This is a genomic window from Herminiimonas sp. KBW02 (assembly GCF_003852535.1).
Lineage (GTDB): Bacteria > Pseudomonadota > Gammaproteobacteria > Burkholderiales > Burkholderiaceae_D > Oxalicibacterium.
The window spans coordinates 46,766-70,464 of the sequence record NZ_QAJP01000011.1; the positions used below are offsets into that span (position 1 = coordinate 46,766).

General features: G+C 55.0%; 20 protein-coding genes. 7 read left to right on the forward strand and 13 right to left on the reverse strand.

Going from position 1 to position 23,699, the window contains the following annotated elements; all coding sequences use genetic code 11:
* Positions 1–67 precede the first annotated feature (67 nt).
* The 4 genes from glcF to DBR37_RS16880 all read right to left on the reverse strand — a co-directional run bounded on the left by glcF (position 68) and on the right by DBR37_RS16880 (position 5,033).
* Positions 68–1,300 carry a glycolate oxidase subunit GlcF gene (gene glcF, locus DBR37_RS16865; protein WP_124575638.1) on the reverse strand — a complete coding sequence of 411 codons (1,233 nt, stop codon included), beginning with the start codon at positions 1,298–1,300 and terminating at the stop codon, positions 68–70.
* A gap of 44 nt (positions 1,301–1,344) precedes the next feature.
* Positions 1,345–2,400 (reverse strand): glycolate oxidase subunit GlcE, encoded by a 1,056-nt coding sequence (gene glcE / locus DBR37_RS16870; protein ID WP_124575639.1) that lies wholly within the window; start codon positions 2,398–2,400, stop codon positions 1,345–1,347.
* A gap of 16 nt (positions 2,401–2,416) precedes the next feature.
* Positions 2,417–3,904: an FAD-linked oxidase C-terminal domain-containing protein gene (locus DBR37_RS16875; protein WP_124575660.1), complete on the reverse strand. Its 1,488-nt coding sequence runs from the start codon at positions 3,902–3,904 to the stop codon at positions 2,417–2,419.
* 232 nt (positions 3,905–4,136) lie between these two features.
* Positions 4,137–5,033, reverse strand: a complete 897-nt coding sequence (locus tag DBR37_RS16880; RefSeq protein WP_124575640.1) for a LysR substrate-binding domain-containing protein — start codon at positions 5,031–5,033, stop codon at positions 4,137–4,139.
* 225 nt (positions 5,034–5,258) lie between these two features.
* Between DBR37_RS16880 and DBR37_RS16885 the strand changes: the two genes are divergently transcribed.
* Positions 5,259–5,822: a cob(I)yrinic acid a,c-diamide adenosyltransferase gene (locus DBR37_RS16885; RefSeq protein WP_124575641.1), complete on the forward strand. Its 564-nt coding sequence runs from the start codon at positions 5,259–5,261 to the stop codon at positions 5,820–5,822.
* Between the two features lie 160 nt (positions 5,823–5,982).
* Here the strand turns inward: DBR37_RS16885 and folE2 are convergent, their stop codons facing one another.
* The 4 genes from folE2 to DBR37_RS16905 are packed head-to-tail and all read right to left on the reverse strand — an operon-like array spanning position 5,983 to position 9,847.
* Positions 5,983–6,783, reverse strand: coding sequence for a GTP cyclohydrolase FolE2 (gene folE2, locus DBR37_RS16890; protein WP_124575642.1), 801 nt, complete (start codon positions 6,781–6,783; stop codon positions 5,983–5,985).
* A 52-nt stretch (positions 6,784–6,835) separates the two neighbouring features.
* Positions 6,836–8,701, reverse strand: coding sequence for a 1-deoxy-D-xylulose-5-phosphate synthase (gene dxs / locus DBR37_RS16895; RefSeq protein WP_124575643.1), 1,866 nt, complete (start codon positions 8,699–8,701; stop codon positions 6,836–6,838).
* Position 8,702: 1 nt separating this feature from the next.
* Positions 8,703–9,587: a polyprenyl synthetase family protein gene (locus tag DBR37_RS16900; protein ID WP_124575661.1), complete on the reverse strand. Its 885-nt coding sequence runs from the start codon at positions 9,585–9,587 to the stop codon at positions 8,703–8,705.
* A gap of 5 nt (positions 9,588–9,592) precedes the next feature.
* Complete coding sequence (locus DBR37_RS16905) at positions 9,593–9,847, reverse strand: exodeoxyribonuclease VII small subunit (protein ID WP_124575644.1); 255 nt, start codon at positions 9,845–9,847, stop codon at positions 9,593–9,595.
* 443 nt (positions 9,848–10,290) lie between these two features.
* Between DBR37_RS16905 and DBR37_RS16910 the strand changes: the two genes are divergently transcribed.
* The 3 genes from DBR37_RS16910 (at position 10,291) to DBR37_RS16920 (ending at position 13,316) form a co-directional block, all read left to right on the forward strand.
* On the forward strand, positions 10,291–11,391 hold the full coding sequence (locus tag DBR37_RS16910; protein ID WP_124575645.1) for an aromatic ring-hydroxylating dioxygenase subunit alpha: 1,101 nt from the start codon (positions 10,291–10,293) through the stop codon (positions 11,389–11,391).
* Positions 11,392–11,513: 122 nt separating this feature from the next.
* Entirely contained in the window at positions 11,514–12,443 is a 930-nt protein-coding gene (locus DBR37_RS16915) for a DMT family transporter (RefSeq protein ID WP_124575646.1), read from the forward strand.
* Between the two features lie 27 nt (positions 12,444–12,470).
* Positions 12,471–13,316 (forward strand): sulfurtransferase, encoded by an 846-nt coding sequence (locus tag DBR37_RS16920; protein ID WP_124575647.1) that lies wholly within the window; start codon positions 12,471–12,473, stop codon positions 13,314–13,316.
* 52 nt (positions 13,317–13,368) lie between these two features.
* On the opposite strand, the gene DBR37_RS16925 is transcribed toward DBR37_RS16920, so the two are convergent.
* The 3 genes from DBR37_RS16925 to polA all read right to left on the reverse strand — a co-directional run bounded on the left by DBR37_RS16925 (position 13,369) and on the right by polA (position 18,038).
* Positions 13,369–14,127 carry a ZIP family metal transporter gene (locus DBR37_RS16925; RefSeq protein WP_124575648.1) on the reverse strand — a complete coding sequence of 253 codons (759 nt, stop codon included), beginning with the start codon at positions 14,125–14,127 and terminating at the stop codon, positions 13,369–13,371.
* A 153-nt stretch (positions 14,128–14,280) separates the two neighbouring features.
* Positions 14,281–15,165, reverse strand: a complete 885-nt coding sequence (locus DBR37_RS16930; RefSeq protein ID WP_124575649.1) for a dienelactone hydrolase family protein — start codon at positions 15,163–15,165, stop codon at positions 14,281–14,283.
* Positions 15,166–15,281: 116 nt separating this feature from the next.
* Entirely contained in the window at positions 15,282–18,038 is a 2,757-nt protein-coding gene (polA, locus tag DBR37_RS16935) for a DNA polymerase I (protein WP_124575650.1), read from the reverse strand.
* Positions 18,039–18,301: 263 nt separating this feature from the next.
* Between polA and DBR37_RS16940 the strand changes: the two genes are divergently transcribed.
* From DBR37_RS16940 to DBR37_RS16950, 3 genes are all read left to right on the forward strand, one after another.
* Positions 18,302–18,706: a DUF2782 domain-containing protein gene (locus DBR37_RS16940; protein ID WP_124575651.1), complete on the forward strand. Its 405-nt coding sequence runs from the start codon at positions 18,302–18,304 to the stop codon at positions 18,704–18,706.
* A 91-nt stretch (positions 18,707–18,797) separates the two neighbouring features.
* Complete coding sequence (locus DBR37_RS16945) at positions 18,798–19,766, forward strand: homoserine kinase (protein ID WP_124575652.1); 969 nt, start codon at positions 18,798–18,800, stop codon at positions 19,764–19,766.
* Entirely contained in the window at positions 19,766–20,539 is a 774-nt protein-coding gene (locus DBR37_RS16950; RefSeq protein ID WP_124575653.1) for a BPSS1780 family membrane protein, read from the forward strand. Before DBR37_RS16945 ends, DBR37_RS16950 begins: the two co-directional genes overlap by 1 nt.
* 49 nt (positions 20,540–20,588) lie before the next feature.
* Here the strand turns inward: DBR37_RS16950 and DBR37_RS16955 are convergent, their stop codons facing one another.
* Together DBR37_RS16955 and thiE are read right to left on the reverse strand one after the other, a co-directional pair.
* Complete coding sequence (locus DBR37_RS16955; protein ID WP_124575654.1) at positions 20,589–22,865, reverse strand: UvrD-helicase domain-containing protein; 2,277 nt, start codon at positions 22,863–22,865, stop codon at positions 20,589–20,591.
* Between the two features lie 145 nt (positions 22,866–23,010).
* The gene (thiE, locus tag DBR37_RS16960; protein WP_124575655.1) at positions 23,011–23,640 is read right to left on the reverse strand and encodes a thiamine phosphate synthase; all 630 of its coding nucleotides are present in this window, start codon (positions 23,638–23,640) and stop codon (positions 23,011–23,013) included.
* Between the last annotated feature and the right edge of the window lie 59 nt (positions 23,641–23,699).

Genomic DNA, 23,699 nt, shown 5'->3' on the forward strand with positions numbered 1-23,699 from the left:
GCCGTACAAATAAAAACGCTGGCTATACCCTACGGTAAGCCAGCATTTTTTATTCCAGACGATTTGCTTAGTGCGCAGCCGTCAATGCGCTGTCTATCAGTTCTATCCAGTGCTTGACCGGCGTATCGGTACCCGATTGCAAATGCGTCAGGCAGCCGATATTGGCTGACACGATCATCTCTGCCTTGGTTTCTGCCAGCTTGGCCAGCTTGTTATCGCGCAACTGGTAGGACAGCTCAGGCTGCATCACCGAGTAGGTACCAGCAGAACCGCAGCACAGATGACTATCGCCGCACAGCTGCACATCGACGCCCACCGCACGCAACACACCCTCGACCTTGCCACGTATCTGCTGACCGTGTTGCAGCGTGCACGGCGGATGATAAGCCACGCGTTTGGCGATCTTGCCGCTCAACTTGCCTTCCAGTTCTGCTTCGAACACAGGCATGATTTCACTCAAGTCTTTGGTCAGGTTGGAAATCACCGTCGCTTTTTCTGCGTAAACAGGATCTGCCGCCAGCAAATGGCCATAATCCTTGACCGTTGCGCCGCAACCGGATGCCGTCATGACGATTGCTTCAGCACCGGCCAATACCAGCGGCCACCAGGCATCGATATTGCGACGCATATCATCCAGTGCACCGTCGTGGTCATTCAGGTGATGGCGGATCGCACCGCAGCAACCGGCTTTCGGCGCCACTACCAATTGCACGCCAAGCGCATCCAGCACCCGCGCCGTCGCGGCATTGATGTTGGGCGACATCGCCGGTTGTACGCAACCGTCGAGCAGAAGCATCTTGCGCTCATGCGTACGGGTCGGCCAGGAGCCTGCATTTTCAGCGCGTGGCACTTTGTTTTTGAGCGCCTGCGGCAACAATGGGCGGAACAGCTGACCGGTTTTCATTGCAGGTGTGAACAACCATTTACGTGGCAGTATTTCCTTCAGCGCAGTACGTTTCAGTTTTTGCGAGAACGAATACGGCACGCGATCTTCGACCACCTTGCGGCCGATATCGACCAGGCGGCCATACTTCACGCCGGACGGGCAAGTCGTTTCGCAATTGCGGCAGGTCAGGCAGCGATCCAGATGCAACTGGGTTTTGGCGGTAGGTGTCTTGCCTTCCAGTACTTGCTTGATCAGATAGATACGACCACGCGGGCCGTCCAGTTCATCACCCAGCAGCTGATAGGTCGGGCATGTGGCGGTACAGAAGCCACAATGCACGCAACTGCGCAGAATCGCATCAGCCTCGTGGCCTTCGCGGGTATCTTTGATGAAATCGGCTAAGTTGGTTTGCATTGATTCCTACACTCTTCTGAAAGTAGCGCCGCGCGTGCGGCAGCTTAGTACTGCGTGTACATACGACCCGGATTAAAAATACCGTCAGGGTCAAAATTGTTTTTCATGTTTTGATGGATGCGACCCAGCACAGGTGCCAGCGGATGGAACACACCGACTTCCTTGTCGCCACCACGGAACAGCGTCGCGTGGCCACCAGCGATAGCCGCAGCAGCACGTATGGCGTCTGCGCTTTCATTGCTACGCAGCCAGCGCTGTGCGCCTCCCCATTCGATCAGTTGCTGGCCTTGCAGCGCGATAGGCGCAGTAGTGGAAGGCACGGACAAACGCCACAACACATCTGATTGCGTGAAGAAATCATTGCTTTGCTCACGCATCGCAATCCAGAAATCATCAGCATCAACTTCTGCACCGCCTATGGTTTGCTGTGCTGCCGCCAGCGCCGCTTTCGCACCGGACAAACGCAGCATCAAAGTGCCGTCACACCATGCGCTGGCAGAGATAGGCAAAGGCTGGCCGCCCCATTCGTTCAAACGGCGTATCGCATCTTTCTCATCCATCTCGAGACGCAAACTGGTTTGTGCATACGGCTTCGGCAATACCTTGAGCGATACCTCCAGCAACAAACCCAGCGTACCCAGCGAACCTGCCAGCATGCGCGAGACATCGTAGCCGGCGACGTTCTTCATGACCTGGCCGCCGAAGTGCAGGGACTCGCCCTTGCCATCCATCAGCACCACACCGAGTACGAAATCACGCGTTGCACCGACGGCTGCACGGCCGGGGCCGGACAAACCGCTGGCGACCATGCCGCCTATCGTCGCGCCCGGACCGAAATGCGGCGGCTCGAAAGCCAGCATTTGATTCTGTTCCGCCAGGATGGCTTCTACTTCTGCCAGCGGCGTACCGGCACGTACCGTGATCACCAGCTCGGTCGGATCGTAAGCGACCACACCGCTGTAGGCGCGCGTATCCAGCAACTCACCAACCGGAGCCTGGCCGTACCAATCCTTGGTACCACCACCACGTATGCGCAAAGGCTGCTTGTTGGCAGCAGCCGCGAGGATGCGCTCTTTAAATTGTTCGATTACCTGTTCCATACTGGCCTTGAGAAAATTAGAAGCGCGGCAAATCAGGAAACTTCAGCATGCCACGTTTGACGTGCATCTTGCCGTACTCAGCACAGCGCTGCAGCGTCGGGATAGCCTTGGTCGGATTCAGCAACGAGACTGGGTCGAAAGCGCGTTTGACTGCGAGGAATGCATCGATCTCGGCACGCGAGAACTGCACGCACATCTGGTTGATTTTTTCCAGGCCGACGCCGTGTTCACCAGTGATGGTGCCGCCGACTGCGACGCACATCTCGAGGATTTCTGCACCGAACAATTCGGCACGGTGAAATTCACCTTCCTGGTTGGCGTCAAACAAAATCAGCGGGTGCAAGTTACCGTCACCAGCGTGGAATACGTTGGCGCAACGCAGACCGTATTTGACTTCCATCTCGGCGATGCCGAGCAAGACATCCGCCAGGCTGCGCCGCGGAATGGTGCCGTCGATACAGTAGTAATCGGGAGAGATGCGACCAGCAGCCGGGAATGCATTCTTGCGACCAGACCAGAAACGCAGGCGCTCTGCTTCGTTTTGCGAAACGGCAATCGCGGTTGCGCCGGAGTGCTTGAGCACTTCCGTCATGCGTGCGATTTCTTCATCGACTTCTTCCGGTATGCCATCCGATTCGCACAAGAGTATTGCTTCTGCGTCGATGTCATAACCTGCTTTAACGAAAGGCTCGACCATACGCGACGAAGTCTTGTCCATCATCTCCAGGCCAGCCGGGATAATGCCTGCCGCGATGACGCTGGCGACTGCATTACCGCCCTTCACGACGTCATCAAATGAAGCCAGGATCACGCGTGCCAGTTTAGGTTTAGGAATCAGTTTGACGGTGACTTCAGTCACCATGCCGAGCATGCCTTCCGAACCGACGAAGACTGATAACAAATCCAGTCCCGGCGCATCGAGTGCAGCATTACCCAGTTCAACCACATCGCCTTCTATCGTGACGACGCGCACGCGCATCACGTTGTGTACGGTCAGGCCATATTTCAGACAGTGCACACCACCGGAATTTTCAGCAACGTTGCCACCTATGGTGCAGGCGATCTGCGACGAAGGATCAGGTGCGTAGTACAAACCCAACGGTGCTACCGCTTCGGAGATAGCCAGATTGCGTACGCCGGGCTGTACCACTGCGGTACGCGCATACGCATCGACTTTAACGATTTTATTGAGACGTGCAGTAGAGAGAACGATGCCATCGGCAATCGGCAAGGCGCCACCGGACAAACCGGTACCGGCACCACGCGGCACGATGGGCACCTTCAGTGCATGGCACACCTTGAGGGCAGCGATGACTTGCGCCTCGGTGTCCGGCAGTACCACCACCATAGGCAACTGGGCATAAGCAGCCAGACCGTCGCACTCGTAAGGCCGCGTATCTTCTTCATTGAAGAGTACGCAACGTTCAGGGAGTACGGCACGCAATGCGTCCACTACCGTGCGCTGATACGCCGCTGTAAATGGAGGTGCCGAAGTTGTATTCATCATCAATCCTGATTGCAATTTTCGCGTCTGTTAACAAAATGAGAGACGCACAAGGTCTGATCAGAGTGTAACGAAACCACGGCCCGGCTGGACTGAAAGCTTTAGCCGCCGGGGTGAAAATTATTCAAGTGATGAGAAAAATGCAGGTGTACACACAATACTGCAGCACGGCGCTGTGCACCATACTGCGGCGCAGCATTGCGTTTGCTTTTCGTTTGTTGCGAGGAGCTGGCTAGGCCATCCTTTGCATATTGAAGCGCTCCATCATCCAGTTCATGAACAATACAACTTCCGGGCGCTCGCGCACACTTTGTTCATAGACCATGTAGTAAGCATGTTGCGGTGTCGTCAATTGGATATCGAACAAGGGGACGACTTCGCCTTTGTCGATCATTTCTTCGGCAAAATGCTTGCGTGTCAGGGCCACGCCGTAACCGTGACGCACCGCTTCCAGCAGCAGGCCCAGATCGTCGATACGCAGACCGGTCGCCGGTTCCGGCCAGTCCAGACCCGCCACGTCAAACCAGGCCTGCCACGGTTCCAGCGCGGAACGCAACAGTTGTGCTTTTTGCAGATCAGCGGGGGTTTTCAGGCCGCCGATTTTTTCCAGGTAAGCCGGGCTGACAACCGGGAATACCGGCTCTTCAAACAGCTTCTCGGTGGTCGTGTCCGGATACTTGCCGGCACCAAAACGTATCTCCAGATCGGTCTCCGACAGTGCCATGTCGTACAGCGGTACCGAGAGGAACACTTCGATCGTGATATCGGGATACAAAGCCGTGAAATCGGCCAGATGCGGCAAGAAGAGATAACGCGCGAAAGTCGGCGGCACCGTGATCTTGACGCGTGGCTGGGCCAGCGGATGACGATGCGGCAACGGAAAATCTGCCAGTGAGCGCAAGGCATCGCGCACCACATCCAGATAGCGGCGGCCAAACTCGGTCAGGCTGACGCTGCGTCCGTCGCGCAGGAACAGGCGTTCGCCGACGAACTCTTCCAGCAGGCGGATACGATGGGAAAACGCCGATGGCGTGATACACAGCTCTTCTGCTGCAATCGCAAATGAGCCGTGGCGCGCAGCGGCTTCAAAAGCGGACAGTGCGTGCACAGGAGGAAGTCTTATTGCCATTGCGTCAATCAATCTTCGGTTATCAAGGCATGATTTTACCGTTTTCACCGCTTTCTTATCGGATTAGTGCTTGTTTTAAAGCATAGCCAACATAGAAAAAGTGTCACATTGATAATATTTAAACTTTTTTGCACTGCAAAATAAACAAATCCGCGTTGCCTGACCGGATTCAGCTCGCCGCTTTTACCGTATCCTCACAACTCTCCTCCACTTACGACAAATTTCATGGGCAACCGACTTTCAAAAATCGCAACACGCACCGGCGACAAGGGCACGACCGGCCTCGGCGACGGCAGCCGCGTCGATAAGGATGCGCTGCGCGTGCACGCCATGGGCGACGTGGACGAACTGAATTCACACATAGGCTTACTGTTGTGCGAAGACTTGCCTGCGGCCTTACGCGAAGAATTGATTTCGATACAGCACGACTTGTTCGATCTCGGCGGCGAGCTGTGCATACCCGGCTATACCTTGGTCCATGATGAACAAGTCGCACGGCTCGATGCCTTGCTGGCGAAGTACAACAACACCCTGCCTGCGTTGAAAGAGTTCATCCTGCCGGCAGGTTCACGCGCCGCTGCGCAAGCACACATTTGCCGCACGGTCTGCCGTCGTGCCGAACGCACCATTGTCAGCCTGGGCAAAGCGGAAAAGCTGAATGACAATCCGCGGCAGTATATGAATCGCTTGTCGGATTTGATGTTTGTGCTGTCGCGTGTATTGAATCGCTATGCGGGTGGCACAGATGTGTTGTGGGAGAAGGATAGGGTACGGGATATAGGTGCGTAACATTTAGCTGCTGTCAGTTTTTTATCGAAACCAGTATGCGAGACACGGGGCAGTAAAACGCTTCTCCATAAAAAACAGCATCAGCTCCTTTGAAACAAAAGCATGCACTCCATAAAAAAAGCCTGCTCAAGCAGCAGGCTTTTTTATGCAGCAAATCAAACTATCTCTTATCCATCTCGATCAGCGCATAAGCCGAATGATTATGGATAGATTCAAAGTTCTCCGCTTCCAGCGTATATGCAAGCACGCGTTGTTCCTGGTTCAGCATCACAGCCACGTCGCGCACCAGATCTTCAACAAACTTAGGATTGTCATACGCACGTTCCGTCACATACTTCTCATCCGGACGCTTCAGCAAACCATACAGTTCGCATGAAGCCTGTGCCTCGATATTCGCGATCAATTCTTCGACCACCAGATCATCACCGAGCAAAGCCTGCACCGTGATGTGCGAGCGCTGGTTGTGCGCACCATAGGCGGAGATTTTCTTCGAGCATGGACACAGGCTGGTGACGGGCACCAATACTTTCAGGGTGATTTCCAGCTTGTCGTTTTTGAGCTCACCGATGAAACCGACTTCATAATCCATCAGGCTCTGCACACCGGATACCGGCGCAGTTTTGTTGATGAAGTAAGGGAAAGACACTTCAATACGTCCTGCATCTGCGTCCAGCAGAGCCAGCATCTTGCGCATGATTTCGCCAAACACTTGCACGTCCAGCGCTTGCGTGTTCTCTTCCAGCAGCGCGATGAAACGCGACATGTGCGTGCCCTTTTGCGCTTCAGCCAGATGCACATACATATTCCATGTGCCGACCGAAGGCTGTACGCCAGACAAGGTCTTTACCGTCAACGGATAACGCACACCTTTCACACCGACACGCTGGATCGCAATGCTGCGGGTGTCGGGTGTGCTTTGTACGTCGGGGATGGCGCTCAGGCCGGGATCGCGTGTATTCATGGCAAACCTTTAAATAGGCGGCGCCATTGCAGCGCCGCACAGAAACGATCGCTTACTGATTGACGACCAGGCGTGGCTGGTCTTTACCGAAGCGTTTGCGGATAGATGCAGCAATGCCTTTAGCGTCCAGACCGCACAAGGCGAGCAAGGTGGCAGCATCACCGTGGTCGATGAATTCATCCGGCAAGCCCAGATTCAGCAGTGGCTTGACGATACCTGCTGCCGCCATCGCCTCCGCGACTGCAGCACCAGCACCACCCATGATGGAACCTTCTTCTACCGTAACGATGGCATCATGCGTCGCGGCCAGGCGCTTCAGCAATTCCACATCCAGTGGTTTGACGAAGCGCATGTTTGCAACCGTTGCATCCAGCTCTTCACCGGCCTGCACACTCGGCGCCACCATGGTGCCGAACGCGAGGATGGCGATGCCCTTGCCTTCACGTTTGATCTCACCCGTGCCCAGCGGTATCGTCGCCAGGTCAGTACCAACCGTCGCACCGATGCCGCCACCGCGTGGATAGCGCACGGCCGCAGGACCCTGATACTGGAAGCCGGTCGAGAGCATTTGACGGCATTCGTTTTCATCCGATGCAGCCATGATGACCATATTCGGGATGCAGCGCAGAAAGGCGATGTCGTAGTTACCGGCATGCGTTGCACCGTCAGCACCGACCAGGCCGGAGCGATCCAGCGCGAAAGTCACATCCAGGTTTTGCAGAGCGACGTCGTGTATCAGTTGATCGTAACCGCGTTGCAGGAAAGTCGAATAGATGGCGACGACTGGTTTTAAACCTTCGCACGCCATACCGCCCGCAAACGTCACCGCGTGCTGTTCAGCGATGCCGACATCGTAGTAACGATCCGGGAAGCGACGCTCGAATTCCACCATGCCGGAACCTTCGCGCATCGCAGGCGTAATACCGACCAGACGTTTGTCTGCCGCCGCCATGTCGCACAGCCAGTCACCGAATACACTGGTGTAAGTCACTTTCTTGGCCGCGCTTGGTTTGATGCCTTCAGCCGGATCGAATTTACCCGGGCCGTGATACAGCACAGGATCCGCTTCCGCCAGTTTGTAGCCCTGACCTTTACGCGTAACCACGTGCAGGAATTGCGGACCTTTCAAATGCTTCAGGTTTTGCAATGTCGGGATCAGCGAGTCGAGGTCATGACCATCGATAGGACCGATGTAGTTGAAACCGAATTCTTCAAACATCGTCGCCGGAACGATCATGCCTTTCGCATGCTCTTCAAAACGTTTGGCCAGCTCGCGCATAGGCGCAGGCAGTACCGTCTTACCGACATTTTTTGCGGCAGCATAAAACTGTCCGGACATCAGGCGCGCCAGGTAGCGATTCAATGCACCTACTGGCGGCGAGATCGACATATCGTTATCGTTCAGCACGACCAGCAAGTTGATGTCGTCATGAATACCGGCATTGTTCATCGCTTCGAATGCCATACCGGCAGTCATCGCACCGTCACCAATCACAGCGATGGCGTGACGGCCTTCACCTTTGGTTTTGGCAGCCAGTGCCATGCCCAATGCAGCAGAGATGGAAGTCGATGAATGCGCAGTACCGAACGTATCGTACGGGCTTTCAGCGCGCTGCGGAAAACCGGAGATGCCGTCAATCTGACGCAGGCTATGCATCTGGTCGCGACGACCGGTCAGTATTTTGTGCGGATACGTCTGATGACCGACGTCCCAGACGATACGATCTTCCGGCGTATTGAAAACATTATGCAGCGCGATCGTCAGTTCTACCGTACCGAGATTCGACGACAGATGACCACCGGTAGCCGACACGGATTCCAGCACGAATGCGCGCAACTCATCGGCCAGCTGCTTGAGCTGGGTACGTGTCAGGTGCCGTATGTCGGCCGGGTCATTAATGGTATTAAGCAAATTCATACTAAGCCTTCCGCTGCACGATCAGATCTGCGAGTTCTCGCAAGCGTCGTGCTTTTTCTCCAAACTGCTCCAGCGCACGATGGGCATCGTTGCGCAATTTTTCTGCCAGGACCTGCGATTGCGCCAGACCCAGTATTGATACATAGGTCGGCTTGTTGTCTGCCGCATCCTTGCCTGCGGTTTTACCCAGCGTAGCGGAATCTGCCGTCGCATCCAGCACGTCATCGACGACCTGGAATGCGAGACCGATGGCGGCCGCATAGCTATCCAGCGCCTGTGTTTCTTCTGCGCTCAAAGCCTTGCCGGCGAGTGCGCCCAGCAAAACCGAAACACGCAACAGCGCACCGGTTTTCAAACGATGCATCTGTTCCAGTTCCTGCAAGGACAGGCTCAGACCCACGCTGGCCAGGTCAATCGCCTGTCCACCGCACATGCCGAGCGAACCGGATGCTTTTGCCAGCAGGCGTACCATCGCCAGTTGTCGTACCGGATCGAGGCTACCATCGGCCAATACTTCAAAAGCCTGTGACTGCAGTGCATCACCGACCAGCAACGCGCATGCTTCGTCATACTTCACATGCACGGTCGGCTTGCCACGACGCAAGGCATCATCATCCATGCATGGCATGTCGTCATGCACCAGCGAATACGCGTGGATCATTTCAACTGCGGCGGCGGCACGCGCCAGTTCTGCAGCATCCGCATCGAACAACGCGCCAGCGGCATACACCAGCAACGGGCGTACACGCTTGCCACCATCCAGCACGGCGTAATGCATGGCTTCGTGCAGACGTGCAGGCGTGACAGTCGCCGGCGGCAAATGCTGCAACAGTGCTACTTCCATTTCGGCCTGTGTGGATTTCATCCAGACATCAAACGATTGCATAGTCGTCATTCATCCGCCTCGATCGCACGATCTGCGTTGAACGGTTTGAGCATATCGCCTTCCAGTACCTTGACCTGACTATCGACTTTTTCGAGTTGCGCGGCACAATACTTGACCAGCTCGGAGCCGCGCTTATAGGCCGCAACCGATGCTTCCAGCGGCAACTCGCCCGCTTCCATGCGTGCGACCAGTTCTTCGAGTTCTGCCATCGCTTCTTCGAACGACGAAGGCAAAGCGGCAGAGGTAGATTTTTTTGACATAAGAGCAGGAAAAAGGTTTAGCCCGTTATTTTAGAGCAAACCACTCTGTACGGTGGATAAACGCAGCATATCCGTCGGTTTCCCATACGGAAAATCTGCTTTTTTGGGCAGAAAACGGGCATATAGGGCTTAGACCAGCGGTTTTCGCCATCCGCAACCACGAATGACAAAGAAATATTCCCTTTTGCCAACAATTGGAATCATGGCATGACACTTGGCTCTGCCCGCTCGTCGGCACATAAAAGTCTGGGGTATAATCCTCGGTTCTGTCCAAAATTGCCTGTTTATCTCGTTTGATTTAGGTTTTTGCGGATTCTTTCCTCTTAGGGTGCAGCAGGTAATGCGATGAGCATGCTCATCGTCTGCGTAACAGCGTCCGCCTGCAAGCGGATGCTCCCTCCCTACAGGGATTACAGGGGGTGCAAATTAATTTGGGGGTGGGGATGTCCGATCTGGCTAATCTCGCCAAACTCGCGCGTTCTAACGCGCAGCTTCCGGTCAACGTCTATTTCGACGAAGCACTGTTGAAGCAGGAAATCCAGCAGTTGTTCCGTGCAGGCCCGCGTTACGCAGGGCATGAACTGATGGTGCCGAATGTCGGTGACTTTGCCACGCTCGCGTGGGAAAACGAAGGCCGCATGCTGGTCCGCAGTCAGCAGGGAATAGAGTTGCTTTCTAACGTCTGCCGTCATCGCCAGGCGAAAATGTTCAATGGTCGCGGCCATGCGAAAAACATCGTCTGTCCGCTGCATCGCTGGACCTATGACCTCAAGGGTGAATTGATAGGCGCGCCGCATTTCGGCGAAACGCCCTGCCTGAACCTGTCCAACACGCAGTTGCAAAGCTGGAACGGTTTGCTGTTTGAACAAAACGGCGTCAACGTCGCCAAAATCCTGAGCAAGCTCGGCGTTACCAAGGATCTGGATTTCAGCGGCTATATGCTGGATCACGTCGAAGTACACGAGTGCGATTACAACTGGAAGACTTTCATTGAAGTCTATCTGGAGGATTACCACGTCGAACCCTTCCACCCTGGCCTCGGCAGCTTTGTCAGCTGCGATGACCTGAAATGGGAATTCGGTGACGAGTACAGCGTGCAAACCGTGGGCGTGCATCATGCGCTGGCCAAATCCGGCTCGGAAAAGTATCAAAAATGGCAGGAACAAATCCTGCAATTCCGCAATGGTGAAGCACCACCTTATGGCGCGATCTGGCTGACCCTGTATCCGAACATCATGGTCGAGTGGTACCCGCATGTATTGGTGGTATCCACGGTCTGGCCGAACGGTCCGCAGAAAACGCGTAACGTGGTCGAGTTCTACTATCCGGAAGAAATCGTTTTGTTTGAACGCGAGTTCGTCGCAGCGGAACGTGCGGCTTATATGGAAACCTGTGTAGAGGACGATGAAATCGCCCTGCGCATGGATGCCGGCCGCAAGATCCTGCTCGATCGCGGCGAAAATGAAGTCGGCCCTTACCAGTCACCGATGGAAGATGGCATGCAGCACTTCCATGAATGGTATCGCCGCCAGCTGGACGTTTAATAAGTATCACCAGCCGGGACTACGCAACCATGGTCCCGGCATGCAGTTTTAGTCATTCCGTTTAATTGCGCAGTTTAGTCGTATCCTGCAGCATCAACCCGCAGTAACTCTCTTCACCTCTCATGCAATCACTCTGGATGCTTGTCGCAACGCTGATGTTTTCCATCATGGGCGTGTGCGTCAAGCTCGCCTCCGAAACCTACTCGGTCGCGGAAATCATCATGTATCGCGGCTTCATAGGCGTGATCTTTATTTATATCCTGATCCTGCAGCAAGGCGGCAGCCTGCGCACCCATCTGATCTGGCAACACTTGTGGCGTTGCGTAGTCGGCGTGACGGCACTCTGGCTCTGGTTTTGCGCAATCGGTCTGCTGCCATTGGCAACCGCGATGACGCTCAATTACATGGCGCCGATCTGGATCTCGGGCATTCTGTTTGTGGCCGCGTGGCGCGCTGGCAAACGACGCTTTGAATGGGGCCTGGTACTGGCGATTACGGCCAGCTTCGTCGGCGTCACCTTGCTGCTGCGTCCATCGATACACGCAGATCAATGGCTGGGCGGCTTCCTCGGCGTCTGTTCCGGTGCACTGTCGGCACTCGCCTATCTGCAGGTACGCCATCTTGGTCAGTTGGGTGAACCGGAATCACGTGTTGTATTTTATTTCTCCGCCACCGGCTTCATCGCAGGTCTGGGCGGCTGCCTGTTCGGCCCGGGCTTGCACGGCGAATCGATTAGCCTGTTACGCTCACACTCGACGTATGGGATTTTTCTGTTATTGAGCATAGGTGTGTTCGCCGCGATTGCACAGATGGCGATGACGCGTGCTTACCGGCTCGGCAACACATTGGTGACCGCCAACCTGCAATACACCGGCATCGTGTTTTCCAGCATCTGGGGTGTATTGATCTGGAGTGATATCCTCGGCTTTTTCAGCTGGCTCGGGATCGCGATCATATTGGTCAGCGGCATCGTCGCCACGTTCTACAATATTCGTAATTCAGCAACCGTAAAAGCCGTGACGCCAGCCGATCCGATTTCGACTGAACTCTAAACCAGCACAGCAGCGACAGGAAAAGACATGACCTATAGCACCCTCATCTCAGCAGCTGATTTATCCAAACACATCTTTGAACCCGGCTGGGTCATCCTCGATACCCGCCACGATCTGGCGAATCCGGAAGCAGGCGCACGCGCTTATGCCGAAGGCCATTTGCCGAATGCGCAATTCGCTCATCTGGATAAAGACCTGGCGGGCGAAAAAGTAGCTGCTGACGGCAGCTTCCGTGGTCGTCATCCGTTGCCAGATCGCGCCGCCTTCATCGCTACCCTGCAACGCTGGGGCATCAACAACAATACGCAAGTCGTCGTCTACGATGCGCAAGGCGGCATGTTTGCCGCACGCCTGTGGTGGATGCTGCGCTGGGTCGGACATGAAGCCGTTGCGGTACTGGATGGCGGTTTACCTGCGTGGCTGGCCAGCGGCATGTGGCTCTCGACGGAAGAGTCGCCACGCGTGCTGGGCACACTGACTGAACGCTCCAGCCTGGTCACGACCGTCAGCGCAAATGACTTGCTGGCGAATCTGTCGAATGAAAAATTGATCGTGGTCGATGCACGCGCAGCGGATCGCTTCCGCGGTGAGAATGAAACGATAGATCCGGTCGGTGGACATATACCCGAGGCAAAGAATCGCTTCTTCAAAGAAAACCTGCAAGTCGATGGCAATTTCAAATCGCCTGAACAATTGCGTCAGGAGTTCAGTGCCGTATTGGCCGATCCCGCGCAAGCCGTCATGCAATGCGGCTCCGGCGTGACCGCCTGCCATAACCTGCTGGCACTGGAGATCGCAGGCCTGCAAGGTGCAGCCCTGTATCCGGGCTCATGGAGTGAATGGTGTGCCGATCCGGCACGTCCGGTTGCCTGAGGCGCACCGGGCTGATGAGGGACTTATTTGAGACGAATGCGCACGGCTACACTCAATGAGCGTGCGCATGTCCGGTCAGGAATAAGACGATAGCGACGCCAAGTCCGATCAACACGATTTGCGGTATCGTTTCGCGCATCGATGCACGACGCTGCATCTGTGGCATCAGGTCGCTGACGGCAATATAGATAAAGCCGGATGAAGCGAACACCAGTACATACGGTATCCATTCCTGCGAACGATCCAGCATGAAGTAACCAACCAGGCCGCCGACCACTGCCGTCAAACCCGAAATGATGTTGTAAGCATAAGCGCGTTTGCGGCTGAAACCGGCATTCAGCAAGACAATGAAGTCGCCGATTTCCTGCGGAATTTCATGCGCAATGATGGCCAGACCGGTCAGGATACCAAGGTGCGGATCAGCCAGGAAAGCCGCGGCAATCAGGATACCGTCGGTGAAATTGTGCAGGCTGTCGCCGACCAGGATCATCCAGCCGGCAGCACCCGCCTCTTTCGCATCATGTCCATGCTCATGACCATGACCGTCGTCTTCGTGATGATGCGAATGACGCAGGATCGCAAATTTTTCCAGCAGGAAGAAGCCCAGCAAGCCAGCCAGCAGCAGCGCAAACAATGCATGCGTATCAGCACCTGACTCAAACGCTTCCGGCAAGGCATGCAACAGCGAGGTCGCCAGCAGGATACCGACCGACAGGCTGACCATGCGGTCGACCAGCTTGGACAGCAGCGAAAAAGAGAACAAAGCCGCGGCAGAAATGCTGAAGACGCCCGAAATGGCGGTGGTCAACAGGATGGAAACGAGCGTGGAATTAATTTTTGGCTCCGGGCTTAATGCAACAAGGTTGCAAATTAAAACATATCCCGGCTATTTCAGCAAATAAAAACGCGACGCTGTGGATACACCACAGCGTCGCGTCCCTGCCACATGTGTAGCGCGCGGCGTTTAGCTCACGCCGTGGGCTTTAAACCAGTCTAAGCAGCGTTGCCAGCCTTCTTTCGCATCTGCCTCTACATAACTGGCGCGATAGTCGGCGTGGAACGCATGGCCGGAATTTTTGAACAGGACAAATTCTGACTTGCTGCCGCCCTTGGACAAGGCATCCTGCATCTGCACTACCGTCGTCACCGGGATGCCGCCATCCTGCGCGCCATACAAACCCAGCACCGGAGTTTTCAGCTTGCCAGCGATGTCGACCGGATTCTTCGGCGTCAATTCATTGTTATTGCCGACCAGGCGACCATACCAGGCCACACCTGCCTTGACCTTGGGATTATGCGCCGAGTACAACCAGGTCACGCGACCGCCCCAGCAAAAGCCGGTAATGCCGAGCTTGTCGGTATTACCACCGTTCGCCCTGGCCCAGGCCACGACTGCATCCAGATCGGTCATCACCTGTGCATCCGGCACTTTAGAGATAATTTCTTTTTGCAGTTCAGCGATGGTGCCATATGAACCAGGGTCACCCTGGCGCACAAACAATTCCGGCGCCAGCGCCAGGTAACCGAGCTTGGCGAAACGACGCGCGACATCGGCGATGTATTCATGCACACCAAAGATTTCGGAGATCACCAGCACCACTGGCAGATTGGTTTTGCCGGCTGGTTGCGCGCGATACACCGGTACCGCCTGACCATTTACGTTGATGGTGACTTCACCTACCGTCAAACCTTTGCTATCGGTAGCCACTGCGCTGTGCGCAGCGATAGGCAATACCGCTGCGGCAAAACCACTACCCAAAGCCGTCTTCAAAAAACCACGTCTGTCGACGCCATCCGAGATCGGCGTTTTTGCGACCAGGCTAGCGAAGTCCTCTTTCAAATTATCCATTCCCATCCTCCAGTAGATAGTGATTGCATCTCAATTGAAAAAATACTTGCTGCCCTGCATACCGACAGCAAACGGCGAAATCCGTACAGCGGTGGTGCGATGGCTTTAACGTGCTTTTAGTGCGCTTCGTCCCAGTTCTTGCCGACGCCGACTTCAGCGATCAGCGGCACTTTCAGCTGCGCGACATTGCGCATCAGCTCCGGCAGTTTCTCACGAACCAGCGCCAACTCGGTTTCCGCTACTTCCAGCACCAATTCATCGTGCACTTGCATGATCATTTTGGATTGCAGTTTTTCTGTTTCCAGCCAGCCTTGTACCGCGATCATCGCCAGCTTGATCAGGTCAGCGGCCGTGCCTTGCATAGGTGCATTGATCGCGGCACGCTCCGCGCCCTGGCGACGCGGGCCGTTCGGCGAATTGATTTCCGGCAGCCATAAGCGGCGACCAAACACAGTCTGCACATAACCACGCGCTTTCGCTTCCAGGCGCGTCTCATCCATATAGCGTTTCACGCCGGAGAAACGATAGAAGTATTTCTCGATATAGCTTTGTGCCGCCGCGCGTTCTATGCCGAGGTTACCTGCCAGGCCGAAGGCACTCATGCCATAGATCAGGCCAAAGTTAATCACCTTCGCATAACGACGCTGTTCGCTATCAACCGCAGCGCGTTCTATACCGAAAATTTCGGCAGCGGTCGCCCTATGGATATCCTCGCCATCAGCGAACGCTTGCAACATATTTTCATCACCCGAAATATGCGCCATGATGCGCAGCTCGATTTGCGAGTAATCGGCAGAGACAATCACATTGCCCTGCGCTGCGACAAAGGCTTCGCGTATGCGACGACCTTCGGCATTGCGGATAGGGATGTTTTGCAAGTTAGGATCGTTGGATGCGAGGCGACCGGTCACTGCGACTGCTTGCGCATAGTTGGTATGCACGCGGCCGGTGGTCGGATCTATCATCTTCGGCAGCTTGTCGGTGTAGGTCGATTTCAGCTTGGACAAGCTGCGATATTCCAGCAGCACTTTCGGCAGCGGATAATCTTCTGCCAGTTTCTGCAGCACTTCTTCATCGGTGGACGGCGAGCCTGATGGCGTCTTTTTGACGACCGGCAGCTTCAGTTTTTCAAAGAAAATTTCACCTAACTGTTTCGGCGAATTCAGGTTGAATGGCTGGCCTGCCAGTTCATACGCATTCTGTTCTATCTCCAGCATGCGCTTGCCCAGCTGGTTCGATTGCCTGGCCAGCAAATCAGGGTCGATCAACACGCCGTTGCGCTCTATCTTTTGCAATACCACAGCGGTCGGCAACTCGATGTTTTCATAGACGAAAGTCAGGCCTTTATCTTCTGCTACCTGCGGCCACATGCGCTGATGCAGTTGCAGGGTGATGTCCGCATCTTCCGCCGCATATTCCGTCGCACGGCTGATTTCAACCTGATCGAAACCGATCTGCGACGCCCCCTTGCCACACACATCCTGGAAGCTGATGGTCTTGCGATTCAGATGACGCAAGGCCAGGCTATCCATATCGTGACTGCGGTGCGATTCGAATACATAGGATTCCAGCAAGGTGTCGTGCACGATGCCGCGCAAAGTCACGCCATGATTTGCAAAAATGTGACTATCGTATTTGAGATTTTGCCCAACCTTGGCTTTGCCTGCATCTTCCAGCCATGCCTTCATTTTTCCCAGCACGTATTCACGCGATAACTGCTGCGGCGCGTCCTGGTAATGATGCGCAACCGGTATGTAGGCAGCGCCGCCAGGTTCACAGCATAAAGAGATGCCGACCAGTTGCGCCTGCATCGGGATCAGCGAAGTAGTTTCGGTATCAATCGACGTCAATGTGGCCGCATCGATTTTTTGCAGCCAGCGTTCGAGATCGGCTTCGGTCAAGATGGTTTCGTAATGCTTTTCGACTTCCGGCGCATCGTCGGCAAACAAAGCACCTTGTGGTGCACTATCAATGCCCGTTGCAACTGCGCTGGCTTCACTTGCTTCCGGCTTGTCGGTCAGCTCGCGCAACCAGGTTTTGAAACCATTGCGCGTGAAGAAGTCGACCATTGCATCCTTATCTTCCGGGCGCTGTGTCAGCGATTCGACGATGCCTTCCATATGACCGGACAAGTCGCAATCTGTTTTGACCGTGATCAGGGTTTTCGCTTGTGGCAGCCAGTCGAGTGCGCGGCGCAGGTTGTCACCGACCGCGCCCTTGATGTCTGCGGCATGCTCAACGATGCCATCCAGTGTGCCGTATTGTGTCAACCATTTGACTGCTGTTTTCGGCCCGACTTTATCGACGCCCGGCACGTTATCCACGGTGTCGCCTATCAGCGTCAGGTAATCAATGATGCGTTCCGGCGGCACGCCGAATTTGGCAATCACACCATCGCGATCCAGCTTTTCATTGCTCATGGTGTTGATCAGCATGACGCGATCATTCACCAGCTGTGCCAGATCCTTGTCACCGGTCGAGATCACCGTGTTCATGCCATGCTTGACCGCTTCCACCGCCAGCGTACCGATCACATCGTCCGCTTCTATGCCTTCCACCATCAGGATGGGCCAGCCCATCGCGCGCACTGCTTCATGGATAGGCTCGATCTGCTTGACCAGGTCATCCGGCATGGACGCACGCTGCGCCTTGTACTCGGCATATAAATCATCGCGGAAGGTTTTACCCTTGGCATCGAACACGCAGGCCATGTATTCGGCGTCCGGATAGTCCTTGCGCAGGCGGCGCAGCATATTAATCATGCCGTAGATGGCTCCGGTCGGCGCACCGTTCGGGCCGCGCAAATCCGGCATCGCGTGGAAAGCGCGGTACAAATAGCTGGAACCATCAACTAACAACAGGGTTTTATTCATAGGAATTCAGTCAGGAAAACAGGGACAGCAATCAGGCTGCCGGATAAAGCGGGCCACACAGCTAGTGTCTGATGGCAAACGGCTACGATTATGGCAGAGTTTGGCCGGGCAAATTCTGCGTCCTGCGGCGGCAAATTGTGTTTATGGAACGTTTCCACACAAAATGAACTATTTTCAGCAGTCCCAGCCCTGTTTGTTACAATGAACCATTACTAAATCACTTTTAACTACGCACTTTTTAACGACGGGCTCATACATACATCATGCGCACATCCAAAATCTGGTCCCTCATCACGATTACCGCGGCGGTCTTCGCTACGCCTATGGTTGTAAACGCACAAAATGCACCAGGCAACGACACCGCTCCGCCACCACCGCAAATGCAACGCCTGGAAGAAGGCGCAGCACCGGAAGTGACCATACGCCAGCCTGATACGCAAAAGAAAATCACTGAGAAGAAATCCCAGGGTCGCGTCACGGAAGTGAAAGTACAAACCGGTCGCACCACGTATTACGCGCATCCTAACGATCCGGCCGGCAGCGCAATGCGCGGCGATGGCCAAAGCGACAGCTCGCGTCCGGTGCAATTTCAGATCGGCGAATTCGGCCCACCGAAAAGCCAGCCAGCACCTGAACCAGTACAAACCCTGGCACCAGCTGGCAAATAAACTACTCAGTTAGCGCAAGCGTCCCCCAATAACGCACCCCGGTGCGTTATTTTTTGTTTTTTGATGACACGTACTTCTTTTATATTTCCTCATGGCAGTATTTACCCCGGTCACTCTGGATGACCTCTCACTATGGATCACCCAATTCGATCTGGGCAAAGCGCTCGCGATCAAGGGCATTCCATCCGGCATAGAAAACACCAATTTCTTCATCACGACCGAGTTCGGCGAATATGTATTGACCATATTCGAGAACCTGAGCTTCGAACAGTTGCCGTTCTACCTGAACCTGATGCGTCATCTGGCCGAGCGCGGTGTGCTGGTGCCTGCGCCTATTGCCAATCACAAGGGTGAGCTGATCAATGCCTTGCACGGCAAACCGGCTTCGATAGTCAGCAAACTGGAAGGCAGCTCGCAAATGGATCCGCAAGCCGTACATTGTGCCGCTGTCGGCGCGATGCTGGCGCGCATGCATATCGCGGCAGAAAACTTTGCTATCCGTCAGCCAAACCTGCGTGGCCTGGCCTGGCGCAATGAAACTGCACCACTGGTTATGCCTTACCTGTCCGATAGCAATAAACAGCTGCTGACAGAAGAAATGGCATTCCAGAACGCGTTTGCCGAGTCGGATACTTATCGCCAATTACAGAACGGTCCTATCCACGCCGACCTGTTCCGCAACAATGTGATGTTCAACGGCGATCACCTGACCGGCTTCTTTGATTTCTATTTCGCCGGTTGCGATACCTGGCTGTTCGATGTTGCCGTGACGGTCAACGACTGGTGTATCAATGTAGAGACCGGCGTGCTGGATCAGGAACGCGTACGTGCGATGCTGGACGCTTACCACCACGTGCGCCCGTTCACAGCAGCGGAACAGCTAGCCTGGCAGCCTATGCTGCGCGCCGGTGCCTTGCGCTTCTGGCTGTCACGCTTATATGATTTCCACATGCCGCGTGATGCAGAAATGCTGACGCCGCATGACCCGGGGCATTTTGAACGTATCTTGCGTTTGCGCATCGAACAAGCGACTCCCCCTCTTTTTACTTCGGCTGGATGATGGAAAAACTGCCTGCAATAACCGGTTGGATTTGGGTCAAGGAAGGCTTTGCCATCTTCCGCAAACAACCGGCTGAATTATCGACACTCTTCTTCGCCTATATGTTCCTGATGCTGGGCGTGGGTATCATTCCTGTGATCGGGCAATTGCTGCCGCTGATCCTGGTGCCGCTGTTTGCGATGACCTTCATGCACGCATGCGCTTACGTCAAAGCCGGCAAACGGGTGTATCCGAACCTGCTGCTGGTCGGCTTTCGCTCACCCGCCAAACGCACGCTGATCAAACTGGGGACCTTGTATCTGGTGGCGGCCATTGTCGCGATCGGCGCTTCCAGCCTGATCGACGGCGGCATCTTCTGGCAGGCGATTACTGGTCAGATCGTGCTGGATGCAGACACCGTACGCGGCTCCAGCATGACGTTGGCGATGTTCTTTGCAGCGCTGGTATATATTCCTGCGGCGATGGCATTCTGGTACGCGGCACCGCTGATCGCATGGCAAGGAATGGGCGTGGGCAAGGCGATTTTTTATAGCTTCTTTGCGGTACGCCGTGCTGGCAAGGCCTTCCTGATTTACGGTCTGGCCTGGGTCAGCATAGGGATGATTTTCCCGGTCGTGGTGAGCTCGATACTGGGTATCCTGCTGAACTCGGCTTCCGCGTCCATCTTCATCCTGCTGCCGCTGTCGCTGGTACTGACCGTGATTATGTATTGCTCGTTTTTCCCGACTTACACCCACCTCTTCGGTGAACCGCCGGAAAATCTGTCGTTCTGACAATCAACGGCAAGCGCAAATCACTGCGCTTGCCGCCCTTCTTAGCCACTCACACCTTCTCGAGCTTGGCGACACTCAAATCCAGTAACTTCATGCCATGTCGGCCAAAGTTGATGTGCGCACGTGCATTGCCACCGCTGCCTTCGATATTGACGATAACACCTTCGCCAAACTTAGCATGTGCGACAGATTCACCTATGCGCCAGCCTATATCTTTCTTCGTGATATTTTGCGCGATCTGATTGGTACCGGCACCGAGTGCGTCTTCCCACGCCGCTTTCGGCTGCGCAGTCCAGTGATGCTGCTGCACTTTGGGTGACAGCCACTTCAATGAATCTTCCGGCATCTCTTCAAAGAAGCGCGACTTCAGGTTAAAGCGCATCTGGCCGTGCAACATGCGCGTCTGCGAGAAGCTGATGTAGAGACGGCGTTTGGCACGGGTAATCGCGACATACATCAGGCGTCGCTCTTCTTCCACGCCGCCTTCTTCTTTCTGCGAATTTTCGTGCGGGAACAAACCCTCTTCGAGGCCGGTAATAAATACCGCATCGAACTCCAGTCCTTTGGCCGAGTGCACGGTCATCAACTGCAAGGCATCCTGCCCGGCCTGCGCCTGGTTGTCGCCCGCTTCCAGCGACGCATGCGACAGGAAGGCTGACAACGGCGACATCACAACCGGCAACGGTGCATCTGCATCCAGCACTTCGACACCATCCTGCGTGACGATGGCAGGTCCCGCCATTTGCTGACTGGACGGTCCGAGCAGAGCAGGTGCATCGACGCCGAAGCCCTCTTCCGATACAAACAAGGTCGCCGCGCTGACCACTTGCTCCAGATTCTCTATCCGATCTGCGCCTTCTTTTTCATTCTGGTAATGCGTGATCAAACCACTGGCTTCAATCACGATCTGCACCATTTCCGGCAACGGCAAGTTCTGTGTTTCGAAACGGGTCGCTTCTATCAGTTTGATGAAAGCACCCAGCGCCGAACCGGCCTTGCCAGTGACATACGGCACGGCCGCATACAGCGAGATACCGTATTGTTTGGCCGCATCCTGCAATTGTTCAAGTGAACGGGCACCTATGCCGCGCGTCGGGAAATTCACCACGCGCAAGAAGGCAGAATCGTTATGCGGGTTGTCCATCAACTGCAGATAAGCGATCGCATGCTTGACCTCGGCGCGTTCAAAGAAGCGCTGGCCGCCATACACGCGATACGGAATACCGGAAGAGAACAAGGCATGTTCGATCACACGTGATTGTGCATTCGAGCGATACAGCACAGCAATCTCGCTACGCGCCGCACCTTCTGCGATCAGGCTCTTGGTTTCTTCGATTATCCACTGTGCTTCCTGCAAATCGCTGGTCGCTTCATAGATGCGCACCAGTTCACCGTGACCGGCGTCGGTATGCAGATTCTTGCCGAGACGTTTGCTGTTGTTCGCAATCAGCGTATTTGCTGTATCGAGGATGTGACCATGCGAGCGATAGTTCTGTTCCAGCTTGATCAGATTCTCGACTTTGAATTCACGCTCGAAGGCACTCATGTTGCCGACATTGGCACCACGGAATGCATAAATACTTTGATCATCGTCGCCGACTGCAAACACAGCACCTTGCGTACCAGCCATCAGCTTCAGCCAGTTGTATTGCAAGTCATTGGTATCCTGGAATTCGTCGACCAGGATGTGACGGAAACGCGATTGATAGTGTTCGCGCAGCGGCTGGTTGCGGCTCAGTAATTCATAGGTGCGCAACAACAGCTCGGCAAAATCGACCACGCCTTCACGCTGGCATTGCTGGTCGTAGAGGTCGTACAACTCGACCATCTTGCGGTTGTAATCATCAAACGCTTCTACCGCATTCGCACGCAAACCCTGGTCTTTGGCACCGTTGATGAAGTACATCAGATTGCGCGGCGGATACTTTTCGTCATCGATGTTGTTGGCCTTGAGCAAACGCTTGATCATCGATAACTGATCCTGCGAGTCGAGGATCTGGAAAGTCTGTGGCAAGGCCGCGTCGCGGTAATGCGCGCGCAGCAGGCGATTACACAATCCGTGGAACGTTCCTATCCACATGCCGCGTGTATTGATCGGCATCATCGCCGACAGGCGCGTCATCATTTCCTTCGCGGCCTTGTTGGTAAAGGTCACCGCGAGTATGCCCGCAGGCGACACTTGTCCGGTCTGGATCAGCCAGGCTATGCGCGTCGTCAGTACACGGGTTTTACCGGAGCCGGCACCTGCCAGGATCAGCGCTGGTTGCGCGGGTAAGGTGACTGCAGCGAGTTGTTCGGGATTGAGATTGTGAAGAAGATTTTGCATCTATCGATTATAGCCGCGACAGCAGGCGACATGCCGCTGATTACGCGTCTCTTGCGCGATGGCAGCCGATAGTGAGTGAATTAATGCAGGGAAAACGATATTTGTTGCCGACCGGATCGGTCAGCAACAAACAGGATGTGCCAGATCAGGCCGGGAACAAATTGACGAAAGCACGCGCTGCCGCTTGCGGATCACCCGCCAGGTAGACGCTGCTGATCGCTGCCACCATATCGGCACCGTTGGCCACCAGTGGTGCCGAGTTGTCGCGGGTCATGCCGCCGATGACGCAGCTCGGCACTTTACCCTGTGCTTTCCAGTCGCTGACGATGGTAGGTGCAGTGGTGACCGGATACTTCTTCACCTTGGATGGATAGAAGCCACCGAAGGCCACATAGCTGGCACCCGCCGCCTGCGCTGCATGCGCCAGCGCCAGATCGCCGTAGCAGGACGAACCGAGGATTTTGTCCGGGCCGATAATCGCACGCACTTCAGCCACCGATTTATCGGTGCCACCGACGTGCATGCCGTCGGCATTGATGCTCAGACACAGATCAATGTGATCGTTAATGATGAACGGTACCTGGTAGCTGCGGCACAGCGCTTGCAGGCATTCTGCCTGTTCCTGGCGCAAGGCGGCATCTGCGGTCTTGTGACGATATTGCAGCAGGCTGACGCCGCCTTTCAGCGCCAGCTCGGTGATTTCCAGCAACTTGCGGGTGTCGTCCCAATCCGGAGTAACGAGATAGAGACCGTGCAGATGAGATACCTTGTCCATGCGTCTGTGCTTTCTTACTTGAGAACTTAAACTACGCGTCCGGCCATCGGCGACGATGG